Origin of the sequence: Flavobacterium azooxidireducens, assembly GCF_023195775.1 — a bacterium.
GTDB lineage: Bacteria > Bacteroidota > Bacteroidia > Flavobacteriales > Flavobacteriaceae > Flavobacterium > Flavobacterium azooxidireducens.
This window is the reverse complement of the sequence record NZ_CP096205.1, coordinates 2,892,166-2,909,031: the sequence shown is the minus strand read 5'-3', so window position 1 is coordinate 2,909,031 and position 16,866 is coordinate 2,892,166. Positions and strand designations below refer to the sequence as shown.

The following is a 16,866-nucleotide window of genomic DNA, read 5'->3' as shown; positions in this document are numbered from 1 at the left end:
TTTGTTTAAAACTTAGTGAAAAAATATACTTTGAAACTACCTTTTTTCGACGTAAATTTGCACCTACAACAACACAAATATTTTTCATATGATTCATTTCTTCGGAAACGAAAGTACTAACGTTTTTGCCGTTCAGTCGCAAAACGAACTTTCGGCTCAGGACATCGCAAAATTAAACTGGCTTTTTGGCAATACAAATAAAATAGAAAAATCCGTCTTAGCGGATTTTTTTGTTGGCCCTCGTGTCGCTATGATTACGCCTTGGAGTACCAATGCTGTGGAAATTACGCAAAATATGGGTATCGATGGCATCATTCGAATCGAAGAATTTCAAAAAGTAGAAAGCAATCATTCTGACTTTGACCCGATGTTATTTCAAAAATATACTGAATTGCATCAAGACATTTTTGCTATCAATATTCAACCCGAATCCATCAAAGATATTGAAGATATTGCGGCTTACAACAAACAAGAAGGGTTGGCTTTAAGCGAAGAAGAAGTTAATTATTTGAATACGTTAGCTATCAAATTGAAACGTAATTTAACGGATTCCGAAGTTTTTGGTTTTTCACAAGTTAATTCAGAACATTGTCGTCACAAAATTTTCAACGGAACATTTGTGATTGATGGCGAAGAAAAATCTTCATCCCTATTCAAATTAATCAAAAAAACATCTGCTGAAAATCCAAACGATATTGTTTCGGCATACAAAGATAATGTCGCTTTTATCAAAGGTCCGAAAGTGGAACAATTTGCTCCAAAAAGTGCCGATAAACCTGATTTTTATCAAACGAAAGATTTCGATTCTGTTATTTCGATAAAAGCAGAAACACATAATTTCCCAACTACGGTTGAACCTTTCAACGGAGCAGCAACCGGTTCTGGTGGCGAAATTAGAGACAGACTTGCCGGTGGACAAGGTTCATTACCATTAGCAGGAACAGCAGTATATATGACTTCTTACTCTCGTTTGGAAGAAAACCGTCCGTGGGAAAATGCGATGGAAGAACGAAAATGGTTGTATCAAACACCAATGGATATTTTAATCAAAGCTTCGAATGGTGCTTCAGATTTTGGTAATAAATTTGGTCAACCGTTAATTACCGGTTCTGTTTTGACTTTTGAACACGAAGAAGATGCCCGAAAATTAGGTTTCGATAAAGTGATCATGTTGGCGGGCGGAATTGGTTACGGAAAAGCCGACCAAGCTCAAAAACAAGAACCAAAAATTGGCGATAAAATTGTGATTTTAGGTGGTGAAAATTACCGAATCGGAATGGGCGGAGCTGCTGTTTCCTCTGCCGATACAGGAGCTTTCGGATCAGGAATTGAATTAAATGCTATTCAACGTTCTAATCCGGAAATGCAAAAAAGAGCTGCCAATGCCATTCGTGGTTTGGTTGAAAGTGACGAAAATCCTATTGTTTCCATTCACGATCACGGTGCGGGCGGACACTTAAACTGTTTATCGGAATTAGTTGAAGCAACCGGAGGATTAATCGACTTAGATAAATTACCTGTGGGCGACCCTACTCTATCTGCCAAAGAAATAATTGGCAACGAAAGTCAGGAACGAATGGGCTTAGTCATCGGTCAAAAAGATATGGATACGTTGAAACGCATTGCCGACAGAGAACGTTCGCCAATGTATCAAGTGGGTGATGTAACCGGAGATAATCGCTTTACATTTGAATCGAAAACAACGGGAGCTAAACCAATGGATTTTGAATTGGCCGATATGTTCGGAAGCTCTCCAAAAGTGATAATGAATGATGTTTCGATAGAACGAAATTTTACCGAAATTAATTATAAAGAAACCGATTTTGAAGCCTATTTAGAACAAGTTTTACAATTAGAAGCTGTTGCTTGTAAAGATTGGTTAACCAACAAAGTTGATCGTTGTGTTGGTGGAAAAGTAGCCAAACAACAATGTGCCGGACCGTTACAATTGCCTTTGAACAATGTGGGTGTAATGGCGTTGGATTATAAAGGAAAAGAAGGAATTGCGACTTCAATTGGTCATTCACCTGTTTCTGCCTTAATCGACCCAACTGCCGGAAGTAGAAATGCAATTGGTGAAGCTTTGTCAAACATCGTTTTTGCTCCATTAAAAGATGGTTTAAAAAGTGTTTCGCTCTCTGCCAATTGGATGTGGGCTTGTAAGAATGAAGGTGAAGATGCTCGATTATATGAAGCAGTTGAAGCGTGTTCAGAATTTGCCATCGAATTAGGAATCAACATTCCAACCGGAAAAGATTCGCTATCAATGAAGCAGAAATATTCCGATGCCGAAGTAATTGCTCCCGGAACAGTAATTATTTCTGCCGCCGGAAATTGTAATGATATTACAAAAGTGGTTGAACCCGTTTTTCAAAAGAATGCCGGTTCAGTTTATTATATTAATTTGTCGCAAGACGAGTTCAAATTGGGTGGATCTTCTTTTTCACAAGTTAGAAATGCAATTGGTAAAGAAACACCAACCATCAAAAATGCAGCTTTCTTCAAAAAAGCATTCAATGTCATTCAGGAATTAATCAAAAATGATGAAATTGCTGCCGGACACGATATTGGAAGTGGTGGATTGATTACGACACTATTAGAAATGTGTTTTGCTGATAACAATTTGGGTGCGAAACTCGATTTTTCATCATTTGAAGAAAAAGATGTAGTGAAAATTTTATTCGCAGAAAACATCGGAATTGTGCTTCAGGCGAATGATGATAATGTTTTTGAATCATTTTTGAAAGAAGAAAATATCACTTTTCATAAATTAGGAAATGTTACTGAATCGAATGTTTTAGAAATTGAAAATTATTCGTTAGACATTTCAAAATTGAGAGATATTTGGTTTAAAACTTCCTATTTATTAGATCAAAAACAAACCAAAAACGGAAATGCAACGGCACGATTTATCAATTATAAAATGCAACCGTTGCAGTATCAATTTCCATCTCATTTTAATGGGAAAAAACCGGAAGTTGATTTTTCAAAACCAAGACCAAAAGCAGCGATTATTCGTGAAAAAGGAAGTAATTCTGAACGCGAAATGGCAAACGCAATGTATTTAGCCGGATTTGATGTAAAAGATGTACATATGACCGATTTAATTTCAGGTCGTGAAACATTGGAAGAAATTCAATTTATTGGTGCTGTGGGCGGATTTTCAAATTCAGATGTGTTGGGTTCTGCCAAAGGTTGGGCCGGAGCATTTTTATACAACGAAAAAGCAAAAACAGCATTGGATAATTTCTTCAAACGAGAAGATACGTTGTCTGTCGGAATTTGCAATGGTTGTCAATTGTTTATGGAATTGGAAGTCATCAATCCTGAACACGAAACTCACGGAAAAATGCATCATAACGACAGTCAGAAACACGAAAGTATTTTTACATCTGTGAAAGTTCAGGAAAACAATTCGGTAATGTTAAAATCATTAGCAGGAACTACGTTAGGCGTTTGGGTTTCACACGGCGAAGGAAAATTCAAATTGCCGTATGAAGAAAGTCAGTATAATATTGTAGCCAAATATGGTTATGAAAATTATCCTGCCAATCCAAATGGTTCCGATTTCAACACGGCGATGATGTGCGACAAAACCGGTCGTCATTTGGTAATGATGCCACATATAGAACGTTCAACTTTTCCTTGGAATTGGGCTCATTATCCAAAAGACAGAAACGATGAAGTTTCACCTTGGTTAGAAGCGTTTGTGAATGCTAAAAATTGGTTGGAAAACAAATCGTAAATCATCTAATTTATTAAAATTATATTTCGTTTATTTCATAAAAATCAAGGAGTTGACAAATTTCAACTCCTTTTTTTATTAAAATGATTTGAAAATGATTGTTTTTTCTCTAATTTGCATCAAATTCCATTAAAGATGATTCAAATAACCCGACTTTTTGATTTTCCGTATTACCAACTTGCTAAAAATAATGTTCCTGATTGCTTGGTTACCAAATACAATGGCGAATGGGTGAAAACTTCTACGCAAGAATATGTAGATAAAGCCAATGCGATTTCAAGAGCTTTTATTCGTTTAGGAGTTCAAAAAAATGATAAAATTGCTATCATTTCTTCAAACAACAGAACGGAATGGAATATTATGGATATTGGATCGCTTCAAGTGGGTGCTCAAACGGTGCCGATTTATCCAACCATTGCAGCGGAAGATTACGAATACATCTTAAATCATTCTGAATCCAATTATTGCATCGTTTCTGACCAAGTGGTTTATGATAAATTAATTGCTATTAAAAATAATGTTCCTACTTTAAAAGATATTTATTCTTTTGATGAAATTTCAGGTTGTAAAAATTGGAAAGAATTGTTAGAATTAGGTTCAGACAAATCCAATCAAGATGTGGTTGAAGACCGAAAAAACAATGTAAAACCGGAAGAATTAGCCACAATCATTTACACATCCGGAACCACAGGAAGACCAAAAGGCGTAATGCTTTCTCATAACAATATTGTTTCAAATGTGTTGGATAGTGCTCCGAGAATTCCTTTTGCAGAAGGAACAAGCAAAGCCTTGAGTTTTCTACCCGTTTGCCATATTTTTGAACGATTGATTTTATACATTTATCAGTATTATTCGGTTTCGATTTATTTTGCAGAAAGCATCGAAAAATTGACCGACAATTTAAAAGAAGTTCATCCAAATGTGATGACGGTTGTTCCGCGTTTATTGGAAAAAGTTTATGATAAAATTTATGCCAAAGGAGCCGAACTAACCGGAATTAAAAAAACACTTTTCTTTTGGGCAATTAATTTAGGTTTACGTTATAAACCTTATGGACAAAATGGTTGGTTTTATGAAAAACAACTTGGCATTGCCCGAAAATTGATTTTCAGTAAATGGAAAGAAGCCTTAGGCGGAAATTTAGATGTGATGGTTTCCGGAAGTGCTGCACTTCAACCTCGTTTAGCTCGTGTTTTTGCCGCTGCGGGAATTCCGGTTATGGAAGGGTATGGTTTAACTGAAACCTCTCCTGTTATTTCTGTAAACGATATGCGAAATGGTTTATTCCGTATTGGAACAGTTGGGAAATTAATTAAAAATGTAGAAGTAAAAATTGCGGAAGATGGTGAACTACTTTGTAAAGGTCCAAATGTAATGATGGGTTATTATAAAGATGAAACACTAACTAATGAAGTCATCAAAGACGGCTATTTTCACACTGGTGATATTGGTGAATTTGATTCGGATGGTTTCCTAAAAATCACTGACCGTAAAAAAGAAATGTTTAAAACATCCGGAGGAAAATATATTGCTCCACAATTAATTGAAAACCGATTAAAACAATCTTTCTTCATTGAACAAGTAATGGTAATTGGTGATGGCGAAAAAATGCCGGCTGCTTTCATTCAGCCTAATTTTGATTTTGTTCGTGAATGGGCAAAAAGACATCATGTTACTATTTCAGATTCCAATGAAGAATTAGTCAATAACACAAAAGTTATCGAACGTTTTCAAGAAGAAGTTGATCATGCAAACGAAAAATTCGGTAATTGGGAAAAAATCAAACGTTTTGAGTTAACCCCCGATGTTTGGTCAATTGATGGTGGACACCTCACTCCTACTATGAAATTAAAACGTAAAATTGTAAAAGAAAAATACAAACACCTTTACGAAAAAATTTATAATTCATAATTCAAAAGCTCTCCTATCCGAGAGCTTTTTTATTTTTTTAAAAACACTTAACACAATAATAACAAGCAAATTAATTAGGATTTCGTAATTTAGACAAAACTTAAATCAATACTTATGAAAAGACACGCAACAGCCGTTTGGAACGGTTCAGGAAAAGAAGGAAAAGGAAATTTAACCACGCAAAGTACCGTTTTAAATAAGACACAATATTCATTTGGCTCTCGTTTTGAAGAAGGAATCGGAACCAATCCTGAAGAACTTATTGCTGCCGCTCACGCAGGATGTTTTACGATGAAACTTAGTTTCAATTTAGGAGAAGCAGGTTTTGAACCTACCGAATTAGAAACAAAATGCCAAATTACGTTTGAAGACGGAGCTGTAACAAAATCACATTTAATTCTAAAAGCAACCATTGACAAAATTTCAGAAGAAAAATTTGCTGAATTAGTGAAAGATGCTGAAAACAATTGTCCGATTTCTAAATTGTTGAATACAGCTATTTCTGCAGAATTTACATTGAATAAATAATTCAATTTATTAACTAAAAATTTATAAAGACGGACTAATATCCGTCTTTTTCTTTTAAATAGTTTACAGTAATCGAATTTTACCAATCTAATTCATATCAAACTAAAAAATGTTAAATTTTTAAATTTACTATGCATGCATAATAAATTTTTATTATCTTTGAAAACGTTTGCGTAAACTATGAAAGATAAAACAATAGATTATATTCTTCGAGCCACTTGGCAATCAGTTGCCAGAATGTACAACGAAGAAGCTTCTAAATTTGATGGTTCAATGGCTATCGGATTTGCTTTGCTTAGCATCGATAAAGAAGAAGGAACGCCTTCCTCCTACATCAGCAACCGAATGGGAATGGAAGCCACGAGCTTAACCAGAACCTTGAAAACCTTAGAAGAAAAAGGCTTAATCATTCGCAAAAAAAATCCCGATGATGGTCGAGGTGTTTTAATTTACCTCACCGACTTAGGAAAAGAAAAAAGAGAATTATCCCGAAATACCGTATTGAAATTTAATGAAGTCATCCGTCAAAATGTATCCGACGAAAAACTGCAAAATTTCATCGAAGTCGCTGATGTGATTACGGAATTGATTAATGAGAAGAAGATTTTTTAGGATGGAAGTTTTAAGTCACAGTTTTCAGTCACAGTTTACACACAATCTTGTCATTCCGTAGGACACGAGCGATAGCGAATTGGCAAAGCAATCTCCGTTAGGTTGACTGAAGTTGAAATAAACTGAATAATTAGAAATAATGAAATCCACTTAAATCCATTTTCGCTAAGCGAACAAAAAAATCAGCGAAAATCCATCTAATCCACCTAATCCGTGTTCCATTAGATGAAAAGTGAAATGTAAACTTTAAAAGATAAAACAAACAAAAACCAGCGGAAACTTGAACTCGCAACCCGCAATAAGAAATAAAAAATGAAAAGAACTATCAAAAAAGTGGCTGTCATCGGTTCCGGAATCATGGGCTCCGGTATCGCTTGTCATTTTGCAAACATTGGTGTAGAGGTGTTATTATTGGATATTATTCCAAACGCACTCACCGAAGCTGAAGAAAAGAAAGGACTTACGTTAGAAAGCAAAGCGGTTCGCAATCGTATCGTAAATGAAAGTTTGGCGAATGCTTTAAAATCAAACCCCTCTCCTATTTACAGTCAGAAATTTGCCAACCGAATTACAACCGGAAATACTACGGATGATATGCCGAAAATCGCTTCGGTAGATTGGATTATCGAAGTGGTTGTGGAAAGATTAGATATCAAAAAACTCGTTTTCGAGCAAGTTGATAAATATAGAAAAGTTGGGACATTAGTAACTTCCAACACATCCGGAATTCCGATTCAATTTATGAGCGAAGGTAGAACAGAAGATTTCCAACAACATTTCTGTGGAACGCATTTCTTCAATCCTGCCCGTTATTTAAAGTTGTTTGAAATCATTCCCGGACCAAAAACGAGTCAAACCGTTTTAGATTTCTTAACAAATTACGGTTCACAATTTTTAGGAAAAACTTCGGTCGTAGCCAAAGATACTCCGGCATTCATTGGTAATCGAATTGGAATTTTCGGCATTATGAGTCTGTTTCATCAAGTAAAAGAAATGGGTCTCACCATCGAAGAAGTTGATAAATTAACTGGTCCTGTAATTGGTCGACCTAAATCGGCTACGTTCAGAACCGTTGATGTGGTTGGTTTGGATACGTTGGTTCACGTGGCAAACGGAATTCACCAAAATTGTCCGAATGACGAAGCTCACGATTTATTCAAATTGCCTTCTTTCATTGATAAAATGATGGAAAATAAATGGTTGGGAAGCAAAACCGGACAAGGATTTTACAAAAAAGAAGGAAAAGAAATTTTATCCTTAGATTTAGATACTTTAGAATATAGAGCAGCAAAAAAAGCATCATTCGCTACCTTAGAATTAACCAAAACCATTGACAAACCAATTGATCGTTTTCGTGTTTTAGTAAAAGGAAAAGACAAAGCAGGTGATTTTTACAGAAAGAATTTTGCTGCTATGTTTGCGTATTGTTCAAACAGAATTCCTGAAATATCAGACGAATTATACAAAATTGATGATGCAATGAAAGCCGGTTTCGGTTGGGAAAATGGTCCATTCGAGATTTGGGACAGCATCGGAGTTGCCAAAGGAATTGAGTTGATTAAAGCCGAAGGTTATGAACCGGCAGCTTGGGTTTCAGAAATGGTGACCTCAGAAAATGCTTCTTTTTACACAGTTAAAAATGGAGCTACTCATTATTATAGTATTCCAACCAAATCTCAGGAAAAAATTCCGGGTCAAGATGCGTTTATCATCTTAAATAATATTAGAGAAAGCCATAAAGTTTGGGGTAATTCCGATGCCACAATTCATCATTTAGGTGATGGTATTTTAAACTTAGAATTCCATTCCAAAATGAATACGATTGGTGGTGGTGTTTTACAAGGCATCAACAAAGCCATCGATTTAGCCGAAAAAGAATATAATGGATTAGTGATTGGAAACCAAGGAACTAATTTCTCTGTGGGTGCTAACATCGGAATGATTTTTATGATGGCTGTCGAACAAGAATATGACGAATTGAATATGGCTATAAAAATGTTCCAAGATACGATGATGCGTTGCCGCTACTCCTCTATTCCTGTTATCGTTGCTCCACATGGTATGACACTTGGTGGTGGTTGTGAAATGAGTATGCACGCCGACCGAGTTGTTGCTGCTGCAGAAACCTATATTGGTTTAGTTGAATTTGGTGTCGGTGTAATTCCCGGCGGCGGTGGTTCCAAAGAAATGACCGTTCGTGCCTCCGATTTATTCCGTAAAAATGATGTGGAATTAAATGTTTTACAAGAATATTTCCTAACCATCGGAATGGCAAAAGTAGCCACTTCTGCTTATGAAGCTTTTGATTTAGGTATTCTCCAAAAAGGAAAAGATATTGTAGTTGTGAATCGTGATCGTCAAATTGCGGTTGCAAAACAAGTCGCTTTACAAATGGCAGAGCAAGGTTACACACAACCCGTTCAACGCAAAGACATAAAAGTATTAGGAAAACAAGCTTTAGGAATGTTCTTAGTGGGAACTGACCAAATGCAAGCCGGAAAATACATTTCGGAACACGATCGAAAAATTGCCAACAAATTAGCGTATGTAATGGCAGGTGGCGATTTATCAGAACCGACTTTGGTGAGTGAGCAGTATTTGTTGGATTTAGAAAGAGAAGCTTTTTTGAGTTTGTGTACCGAGAGAAAGACTTTGGAGAGAATTCAATTTATGTTGACTAAAGGAAAACCATTAAGAAATTAGTATTAAGGCGGAAGTATTAAGTATTAAGACCGATAAAGAATAATATATGCACAATTTTGAAAAACTGAAAATCTGGCAAAAAGCAATTGATATTGCTGTTGAAGTTTATGAAATTTCCCTATTACTTCCCAATGATGAAAAATTTAATTTAATACACCAAATTAAAAAATGTGCAGTTTCTATACCTTCAAACATTGCAGAAGGTTCAGGAAGAAATCATAATAAAGAATTTATTCAATTTTTAGGTATAGCAAATGGCTCAACATTCGAATTAATAACGCAATTGATCCTCGCTAAAAGACTAAAACTTATAAAAGAAGAAATAGTACAACCGATAATAAGTAAGTTAGTTGAAGTTTCAAATATGAACTTTTCCTTTCAAAAAACATTAAAAACAACATAATTAATTAGGAGGAATGTCTTAATACTTTAGTCTTGAAACTTAATACTACTGTCTTAATACTTAATACTCCAATCTTAATACAAAAAAAAATGAAAACAGCATATATAGTATCAGGATTTCGCACTGCAGTTGGTAAAGCTCCAAAAGGAGTTTTTCGTTTCAAACGTCCTGACGAATTAGCAGCCGAAACAATTGAACATTTAATGGCTCAATTTCCCGACTTCGACAAAAAACGCATCGACGACGTGATGGTTGGAAATGCAATGCCCGAAGCCGAACAAGGGCTAAACGTAGGTCGCTTAATTTCCTTAATGGGATTAAAGGTAACCGATGTTCCAGGTGTAACTGTCAATCGTTATTGTGCATCCGGTTTAGAAACCATCGGAATGGCGACAGCTAAAATTCAATCCGGAATGGCCGATTGTATCATTGCAGGTGGAGCCGAAAGTATGAGTTTTATACCAATGGGTGGCTATAAACCAACACCGGATTATGCCGTTGCCGCATCGGGTAACGAGGATTATTATTGGGGAATGGGTTTAACTGCCGAAGCTGTAGCAAAACAATTTAACGTGTCTCGTGAAGATCAAGACGAATTTGCTTTTCATTCCCACCAAAAAGCTTTAAAAGCTCAGGGGGAAGGAAAATTTGACAAACAAATTGTCCCAATCACAGTTGAGCAAACGTTCATCAATGAAAATGGTAAAAAAGAAACTAAATCCTATGTCGTAAAAAAAGACGAAGGTCCAAGAGCAGATACAAACGTAGCAGCCTTATCAAAATTAAAACCGGTATTTGCCGCTGATGGTTCTGTAACAGCTGGAAACTCTTCACAAATGAGTGATGGTGCTGCTTTCGTATTAATTATGAGTGAAGAATTAGTAAACGAATTAGGAATAAAACCTATCGCAAGATTAGTCAATTTCGCCTCTGCGGGTGTTGAACCAAGAATTATGGGAATAGGTCCGGTAAAAGCAATTCCGAAAGCATTAAAACAAGCAGGTTTGACATTAAATGACATCGACTTAATCGAATTAAATGAAGCTTTTGCGTCACAATCGTTAGCCGTTGTTCGTGAATTAGGATTAAATCCTGATATCGTGAATGTAAATGGTGGTGCAATTGCCTTAGGTCATCCACTTGGTTGCACAGGTGCAAAATTGTCTGTTCAATTGTTTGATGAGATGCGTTTAAGAGGAAGTAAATACGGAATTGTGAGTATGTGTGTAGGAACTGGTCAAGGAAGTGCGGGAATTTTTGAATTGCTTTAATTAAGAAAGATTCCGCTTTTTGTCATTCCGACGAAGGAGGAATCTCGTAATAATTGAGGAAATACTTGATGAGATTCCTCCTTCGTCGGAATGACAAGATTGCGAATAAACAATTGATAAAATAACTATCAAAAAAATAATAAAGAATAATGAAAGACATAACAAGAGGCGGACAGTTTTTGGTAAAAGAAACCAAATGTGAAAACGTATTCACACCCGAAGATTTCTCAGAAGAGCAAATTATGATGCGTGATTCGGTGAAAGAATTTGTAGACAAAGAAATTTGGCCAAATAAAGACCGATTTGAAAAGAAAGATTATGCATTTACCGAAGAAGTAATGCGAAAAGCGGGAGAAATGGGCTTTTTAAGCGTTGCCGTTCCTGAAGCTTACGGCGGAATGGGAATGGGATTTGTAGATACCTGTTTAGTATGCGATTATATTTCTGGAGCAACCGGCTCATTTTCAACTGCTTTCGGAGCTCACACCGGAATTGGAACAATGCCAATTACATTGTACGGAACCGAAGAACAAAAACAAAAATACGTTCCAAAATTAGCTTCAGGTGAATGGTTTGGAGCCTATTGTTTAACCGAACCGGGTGCAGGTTCTGATGCTAATTCAGGGAAAACAAAAGCTGTTTTGTCAGCAGACGGAACACATTACAATATTACCGGACAAAAAATGTGGATTTCCAATGCAGGATTTTGTTCTGTTTTCATCGTTTTTGCAAGAATTGAAGACGATAAAAACATTACCGGTTTCATTGTAGAAAATGATCCATCCAACGGAATCACGATGAACGAAGAAGAGCATAAATTAGGTATTCGTGCGTCTTCTACTCGTCAAGTGTTCTTTTCAGACACAAAAGTTCCGGTTGAAAATATGTTAGCCGCTCGTGGTGAAGGTTTCAAAATTGCAATGAATGCCTTAAACGTAGGTCGAATCAAATTGGCAGCTGCTTGTTTGGATGCTCAACGTCGTGTGACTTCTAACGCAATCAATTATGCTAATGAAAGAATTCAGTTCAACACACCAATCGCTCAATTTGGAGCCATTCGTTATAAATTAGCTGAAATGGCGACTTCTGCTTATGCGGGAGAAAGTGCTACCTATCGTGCCGCAAAAGACATCGAAAACAGAATAAAAATTCGTGAAACAGAAGGTGCAACACATCAAGAAGCCGAATTAAAAGGTGTAGAAGAATTCGCTATCGAATGTTCCATTTTAAAAGTAGCTGTTTCCGAAGATGTTCAAAATTGTGCCGATGAAGGAATTCAAATATATGGCGGGATGGGATTCTCCGAAGACACACCGATGGAAAGTGCATGGAGAGACGCTCGAATTGCTCGTATTTATGAAGGTACAAACGAAATTAACCGTATGCTTTCTGTTGGAATGCTAATCAAAAAAGCTATGAAAGGTCACGTTGATCTTTTAGGTCCAGCTATGAAAGTTCAGGAAGAATTAATGGGAATCCCATCGTTTGACACACCGGATTATTCAGAATTATTTTCGGAAGAAAAAGAAATGGTTGGCAAATTGAAAAAAGCCTTCTTAATGGTTGCCGGAGCTGCCGTTCAAAAATACGGAATGGATTTGGATGCACACCAACAATTATTGATGGCTGCAGCCGATATGTTAATCGAAATTTATGTGGCCGAAAGTACAGTTTTACGAACTGAAAAATTAGCCAAAAAAGTAGGCGAAGACAAAGCAAAAGAACAAATTGCAATGGCAAAATTATACTTATACAAAGCCGTTGACGTAGTTTCACAAAAAGGAAAAGAAAGTATCATTTCGTTTGCCGAAGGCGATGAACAACGAATGATGTTGATGGGCTTACGTCGCTTTACAAAATATACCAATATGCCAAACATAGTTGGTTTAAGAGAAACGATTACCACGAAATTAGTAGCTGAAAACAGTTACTGTTTCTAAAAATTTTTAGTTTAGTTGTTGATTAAAGGCCACGTTTGAAAAAGCGTGGTTTTTTTAAATCAAAAAGCTCCGAAAATTTCGGAGCTTTTTTTATACCTTGTCTTATTATTTCTTTAAATTCTTTTGCTTTTCTGCCTCTTCCATCATTTCCTGCATTTTGCGTTGGAAACGATTCATCGTTTTTGGCTTTGTTTTATTTTCTTGAATTTGAGCGTGAATTTTCTTCTCATCAATAATATAGTTCTTAATTACTAACATGATTCCGATGGTAATTGCATTCGATATAAAATAATACAAACTCAATCCGGAAGCAAAATTGTTAAAGAAAAACAACATCATTAACGGAGAAATATAAATCATAATTTTCATAATTTTCCCCATATCAGGCATACCTTCTTGTGGCGGCGTACTCATCGCTTGGTCACCTGTTGTCATTTTCATATAAAAGAAAATAGCAATAGAAGCCAAAATAGGGAACAAACTCACGTGATTTCCATAAAAAGGAATGTAAAATGGTAAATCGATAACTGAGTCAAACGAAGATAAATCATCTGCCCAAAGGAAGCTTTTTTGTCTTAAATCGATGGCTGACGGGAAGAAACTAAACAACGCATAAAACACCGGAATTTGCATAACAGCAGGCAAACAACCTGCCATCGGATTTACTCCTGCTTTGGAATACAATTTCATTGTTTCCTGTTGCTTTTTCATCGGATCTTTTGCATATTTTGCAGTCAATTCTTGAATTTCCGGACGCAAAACTTTCATCTTAGCTTGAGAAAGATAGGACTTGTAAGTGAAAGGCGACATCACTAATCTTACTAAAATAGTTAAGATGATGATAGCAATTCCGTAAGGTAAAAATCCAATTAATAAGTCGAAAGTTGGTATGAAAATGTATCGGTTAATCCATCCGAACATTCCCCATCCTAAAGGAACAATTTCATCTAAATTTTTGTCGTAATTATTTAAAATATGATAATCAGCCGGACCGTAGTACCAATTCATATCATAATTAAGTTCACCATTTTTAAACGCTAACGGAACCGAAGCTTTAAATTGTTTAGTGAATAAGGTATCAATTTCTTCGTCTTTAACTAAATTTTCTGAAACAACAGTTGCCTTTTTAAATGCTGTGTCAGTTAATAGAACAGAAGTGAAAAAATGTTGTTTGAAAGCGATGTATGTAACATCATCAGGATCATCCGATTTAGAATCTCCTTGACCTAAATAATCATCTTTTCCTCCTTCATATTCAAAAATAAGTTCGGTGTAACGATTTTCATAACTTACACTTTTCTCATTTCGATACGTTTTGATTTTCCAATCCAAATTTACAGGATTCGATGAATTTAAAACCGTATTTAAACCTTGTGAACGAATAGCAAAATCGAGCATATAATCGTTTGGTTTCAACACGTAACGGTATTCTAAAAACTGATTTGCACCCGCTTTTAAACGAAAAGTTACGACTTGATTTTCACCTTCTTTGGTTAAAGTTGGTTCAAAAAACAAATCTCTTGTGTTTAATGTACGATTATCGTTGGTTTTTAATTCGATGTTAAAATCGGCATTTCCATCTTTAATTAAATGAACTGTTTTGCCTGAACCTTTTCGGAATTGTTCGAATTCTTTCATTTCAGCTTCAACGATATAACCACCTTTGTTGGCAATTTTTAATCGTACCACTTCATTTTCGATAGTTGTAAATGCTTCCGTTGCAGATGGAAGTGAGGCAGAATAAGCAAAAGAACCCAAACTGCTTTGCAATTGAGCTACTTGAACTGAATCTGAAACCGGTGCAACCGTTTTTGTTTCAGTTGTATCAACCTTAGCTGGAGCAGGTTTTTGTTTAGCTTCAACTTGTTCTTGTTGAGCTTTCTTGGCTTGTTCTTCGGCTTCTTTTTGTTGACTGTTGTACATCACCCATATCAGAATTACGAAAATTAATCCGAATCCGATTATCGAGTTTAAGTCTAATTTTTTTTCTTCCATTTACTTACTTATTACTTATTTACGTTTCAAATTTAGGCTGAAACGGCTTTATGTTCAACAGCTGCTTTTACAAACCCAACAAAAATTGGATGCGGATTGGCAACTGTACTTTTATATTCCGGATGGTATTGAACTCCGATAAAAAACGGATGGTTATCCACTTCGATAATTTCAACCAAACCGGTATCTGGATTGATACCACTTGCTTTTAAACCTGCTTTTTCTAACTGTTCTTTAAATTGACCGTTAAATTCAAATCGATGACGGTGACGTTCTTCAATTTGGTCTTTTCCATAAATTTGATGAGCCAAACTTCCTACTTGAAGGTCACATTTCCAACTTCCTAAACGCATGGTTCCGCCTTTGTCGGTAATGGTTTTTTGCTCTTCCATCAAATCGATTACGGCGTGTGACGTTTGCGAATTCATTTCGGTTGAATTGGCATCTTCAAAGCCTAAAACATTTCTAGCATATTCAATTACCGCCATTTGCATTCCTAAACAAATTCCGAAAAACGGAATATTATTTTCACGAACGTAACGAACGGCTTCAATTTTTCCTTCAATTCCTCTTTCTCCAAATCCGGGTGCGACTAAAATTCCGTCGAAATCACCAATTTTTTCAGCAACATTCGATTTATCAATATATTCTGAATGTACACTCACAATGTTCACCTTCGTCTCGTTTGCCGCACCCGCGTGAATAAACGCTTCTAAAATTGATTTATATGAATCTTGTAATTCTACATATTTTCCAACCAAACCTATATTAACGGTATGCTTTGGATTTTTCAATTTGTATAAAAACTCGTTCCATTGTTTCAAATCCGGAGTGGTTTTTTCGGGTAAATTCAACTTTTTCAAAGCCACTTTATCCAAACCTTCTTCCAACATTAAATTCGGGACATCATAAATCGTTGATGCATCAATCGACTGAATAACCGCTTCACGTTTTACATTACAAAACAAAGCCAATTTCTGACGCAATTCATCAGATAATTCATGTTCTGTTCTACAAACCAAAATATCCGCTTGAATTCCGCTTTCCATCAATGTTTTAACGGAATGCTGTGTTGGTTTTGTTTTCAATTCACCTGCTGCAGCCAAATACGGAATCAACGTTAAATGAATGACGATTGCATTTTCCTCGCCCAATTCCCATAACAATTGACGAACAGACTCGATGTAAGGTAATGATTCAATATCACCAACAGTTCCACCAATTTCGGTAATTACGATGTCAAAATCACCTGAATTACCCAACAATTGCATTCTTTCTTTAATTTCGTTGGTAATGTGTGGCACAACTTGCACCGTTTTACCTAAAAATTCGCCTCTTCGCTCCTTTTCAATCACAGAAAGATAAACTCTTCCGGTGGTTACGTTGTTTGCTTGCGAAGTGGGTACGTTTAAAAATCGTTCGTAATGACCTAAATCCAAATCGGTTTCTGCACCATCATCCGTTACATAACATTCGCCGTGTTCGTATGGATTTAATGTTCCCGGATCGACGTTGATATACGGGTCGAACTTTTGAATGGTTGTTCGATAACCTCTGGCTTGCAATAATTTTGCTAACGAAGCCGCAATAATTCCTTTTCCTAAGGAAGAAGTTACGCCGCCGGTAACAAAAATATACTTTGTCTGATTCATTGTGTTGTTGTGTTGTTTAATTTTTGGAGGGACAACTCGCGAGTTGTCCGTACCAGTAGTTGTAATGATTTGAATTTGTTGCAAACATCCAAAACGGTGCAAAAGT

General features: G+C 36.0%; 10 protein-coding genes. 8 read left to right on the top strand and 2 right to left on the bottom strand.

The window, feature by feature from the left end:
• Positions 1-88 precede the first annotated feature (88 nt).
• The 8 genes from purL (at position 89) to M0M57_RS12590 (ending at position 13,113) form a co-directional block, all read left to right on the top strand.
• Positions 89-3,745 carry a phosphoribosylformylglycinamidine synthase gene (gene purL / locus M0M57_RS12625; protein ID WP_248433386.1) on the top strand — a complete coding sequence of 1,219 codons (3,657 nt, stop codon included), beginning with the start codon at positions 89-91 and terminating at the stop codon, positions 3,743-3,745.
• 135 nt (positions 3,746-3,880) lie between these two features.
• Positions 3,881-5,656, top strand: a complete 1,776-nt coding sequence (locus M0M57_RS12620) for an AMP-dependent synthetase/ligase (protein ID WP_248433385.1) — start codon at positions 3,881-3,883, stop codon at positions 5,654-5,656.
• Between the two features lie 114 nt (positions 5,657-5,770).
• Positions 5,771-6,184 carry an OsmC family protein gene (locus tag M0M57_RS12615; RefSeq protein ID WP_248433384.1) on the top strand — a complete coding sequence of 138 codons (414 nt, stop codon included), beginning with the start codon at positions 5,771-5,773 and terminating at the stop codon, positions 6,182-6,184.
• 180 nt (positions 6,185-6,364) lie between these two features.
• On the top strand, positions 6,365-6,796 hold the full coding sequence (locus tag M0M57_RS12610) for a MarR family winged helix-turn-helix transcriptional regulator (protein ID WP_188363186.1): 432 nt from the start codon (positions 6,365-6,367) through the stop codon (positions 6,794-6,796).
• 312 nt (positions 6,797-7,108) lie between these two features.
• Entirely contained in the window at positions 7,109-9,499 is a 2,391-nt protein-coding gene (locus tag M0M57_RS12605; protein WP_248433383.1) for a 3-hydroxyacyl-CoA dehydrogenase/enoyl-CoA hydratase family protein, read from the top strand.
• 46 nt (positions 9,500-9,545) lie between these two features.
• Positions 9,546-9,902, top strand: a complete 357-nt coding sequence (locus M0M57_RS12600) for a four helix bundle protein (protein ID WP_248433382.1) — start codon at positions 9,546-9,548, stop codon at positions 9,900-9,902.
• An 89-nt stretch (positions 9,903-9,991) separates the two neighbouring features.
• Positions 9,992-11,173, top strand: a complete 1,182-nt coding sequence (locus M0M57_RS12595) for an acetyl-CoA C-acyltransferase (RefSeq protein ID WP_248433381.1) — start codon at positions 9,992-9,994, stop codon at positions 11,171-11,173.
• Positions 11,174-11,322: 149 nt separating this feature from the next.
• On the top strand, positions 11,323-13,113 hold the full coding sequence (locus tag M0M57_RS12590; protein ID WP_248433380.1) for an acyl-CoA dehydrogenase family protein: 1,791 nt from the start codon (positions 11,323-11,325) through the stop codon (positions 13,111-13,113).
• Positions 13,114-13,218: 105 nt separating this feature from the next.
• On the opposite strand, the gene yidC is transcribed toward M0M57_RS12590, so the two are convergent.
• Complete coding sequence (gene yidC, locus M0M57_RS12585; RefSeq protein WP_248433379.1) at positions 13,219-15,108, bottom strand: membrane protein insertase YidC; 1,890 nt, start codon at positions 15,106-15,108, stop codon at positions 13,219-13,221.
• Positions 15,109-15,140: 32 nt separating this feature from the next.
• A complete protein-coding gene (locus tag M0M57_RS12580; RefSeq protein WP_248433378.1) occupies positions 15,141-16,760 on the bottom strand; it encodes a CTP synthase in 1,620 nt (539 codons plus the stop codon).
• Positions 16,761-16,866 lie beyond the last annotated feature (106 nt).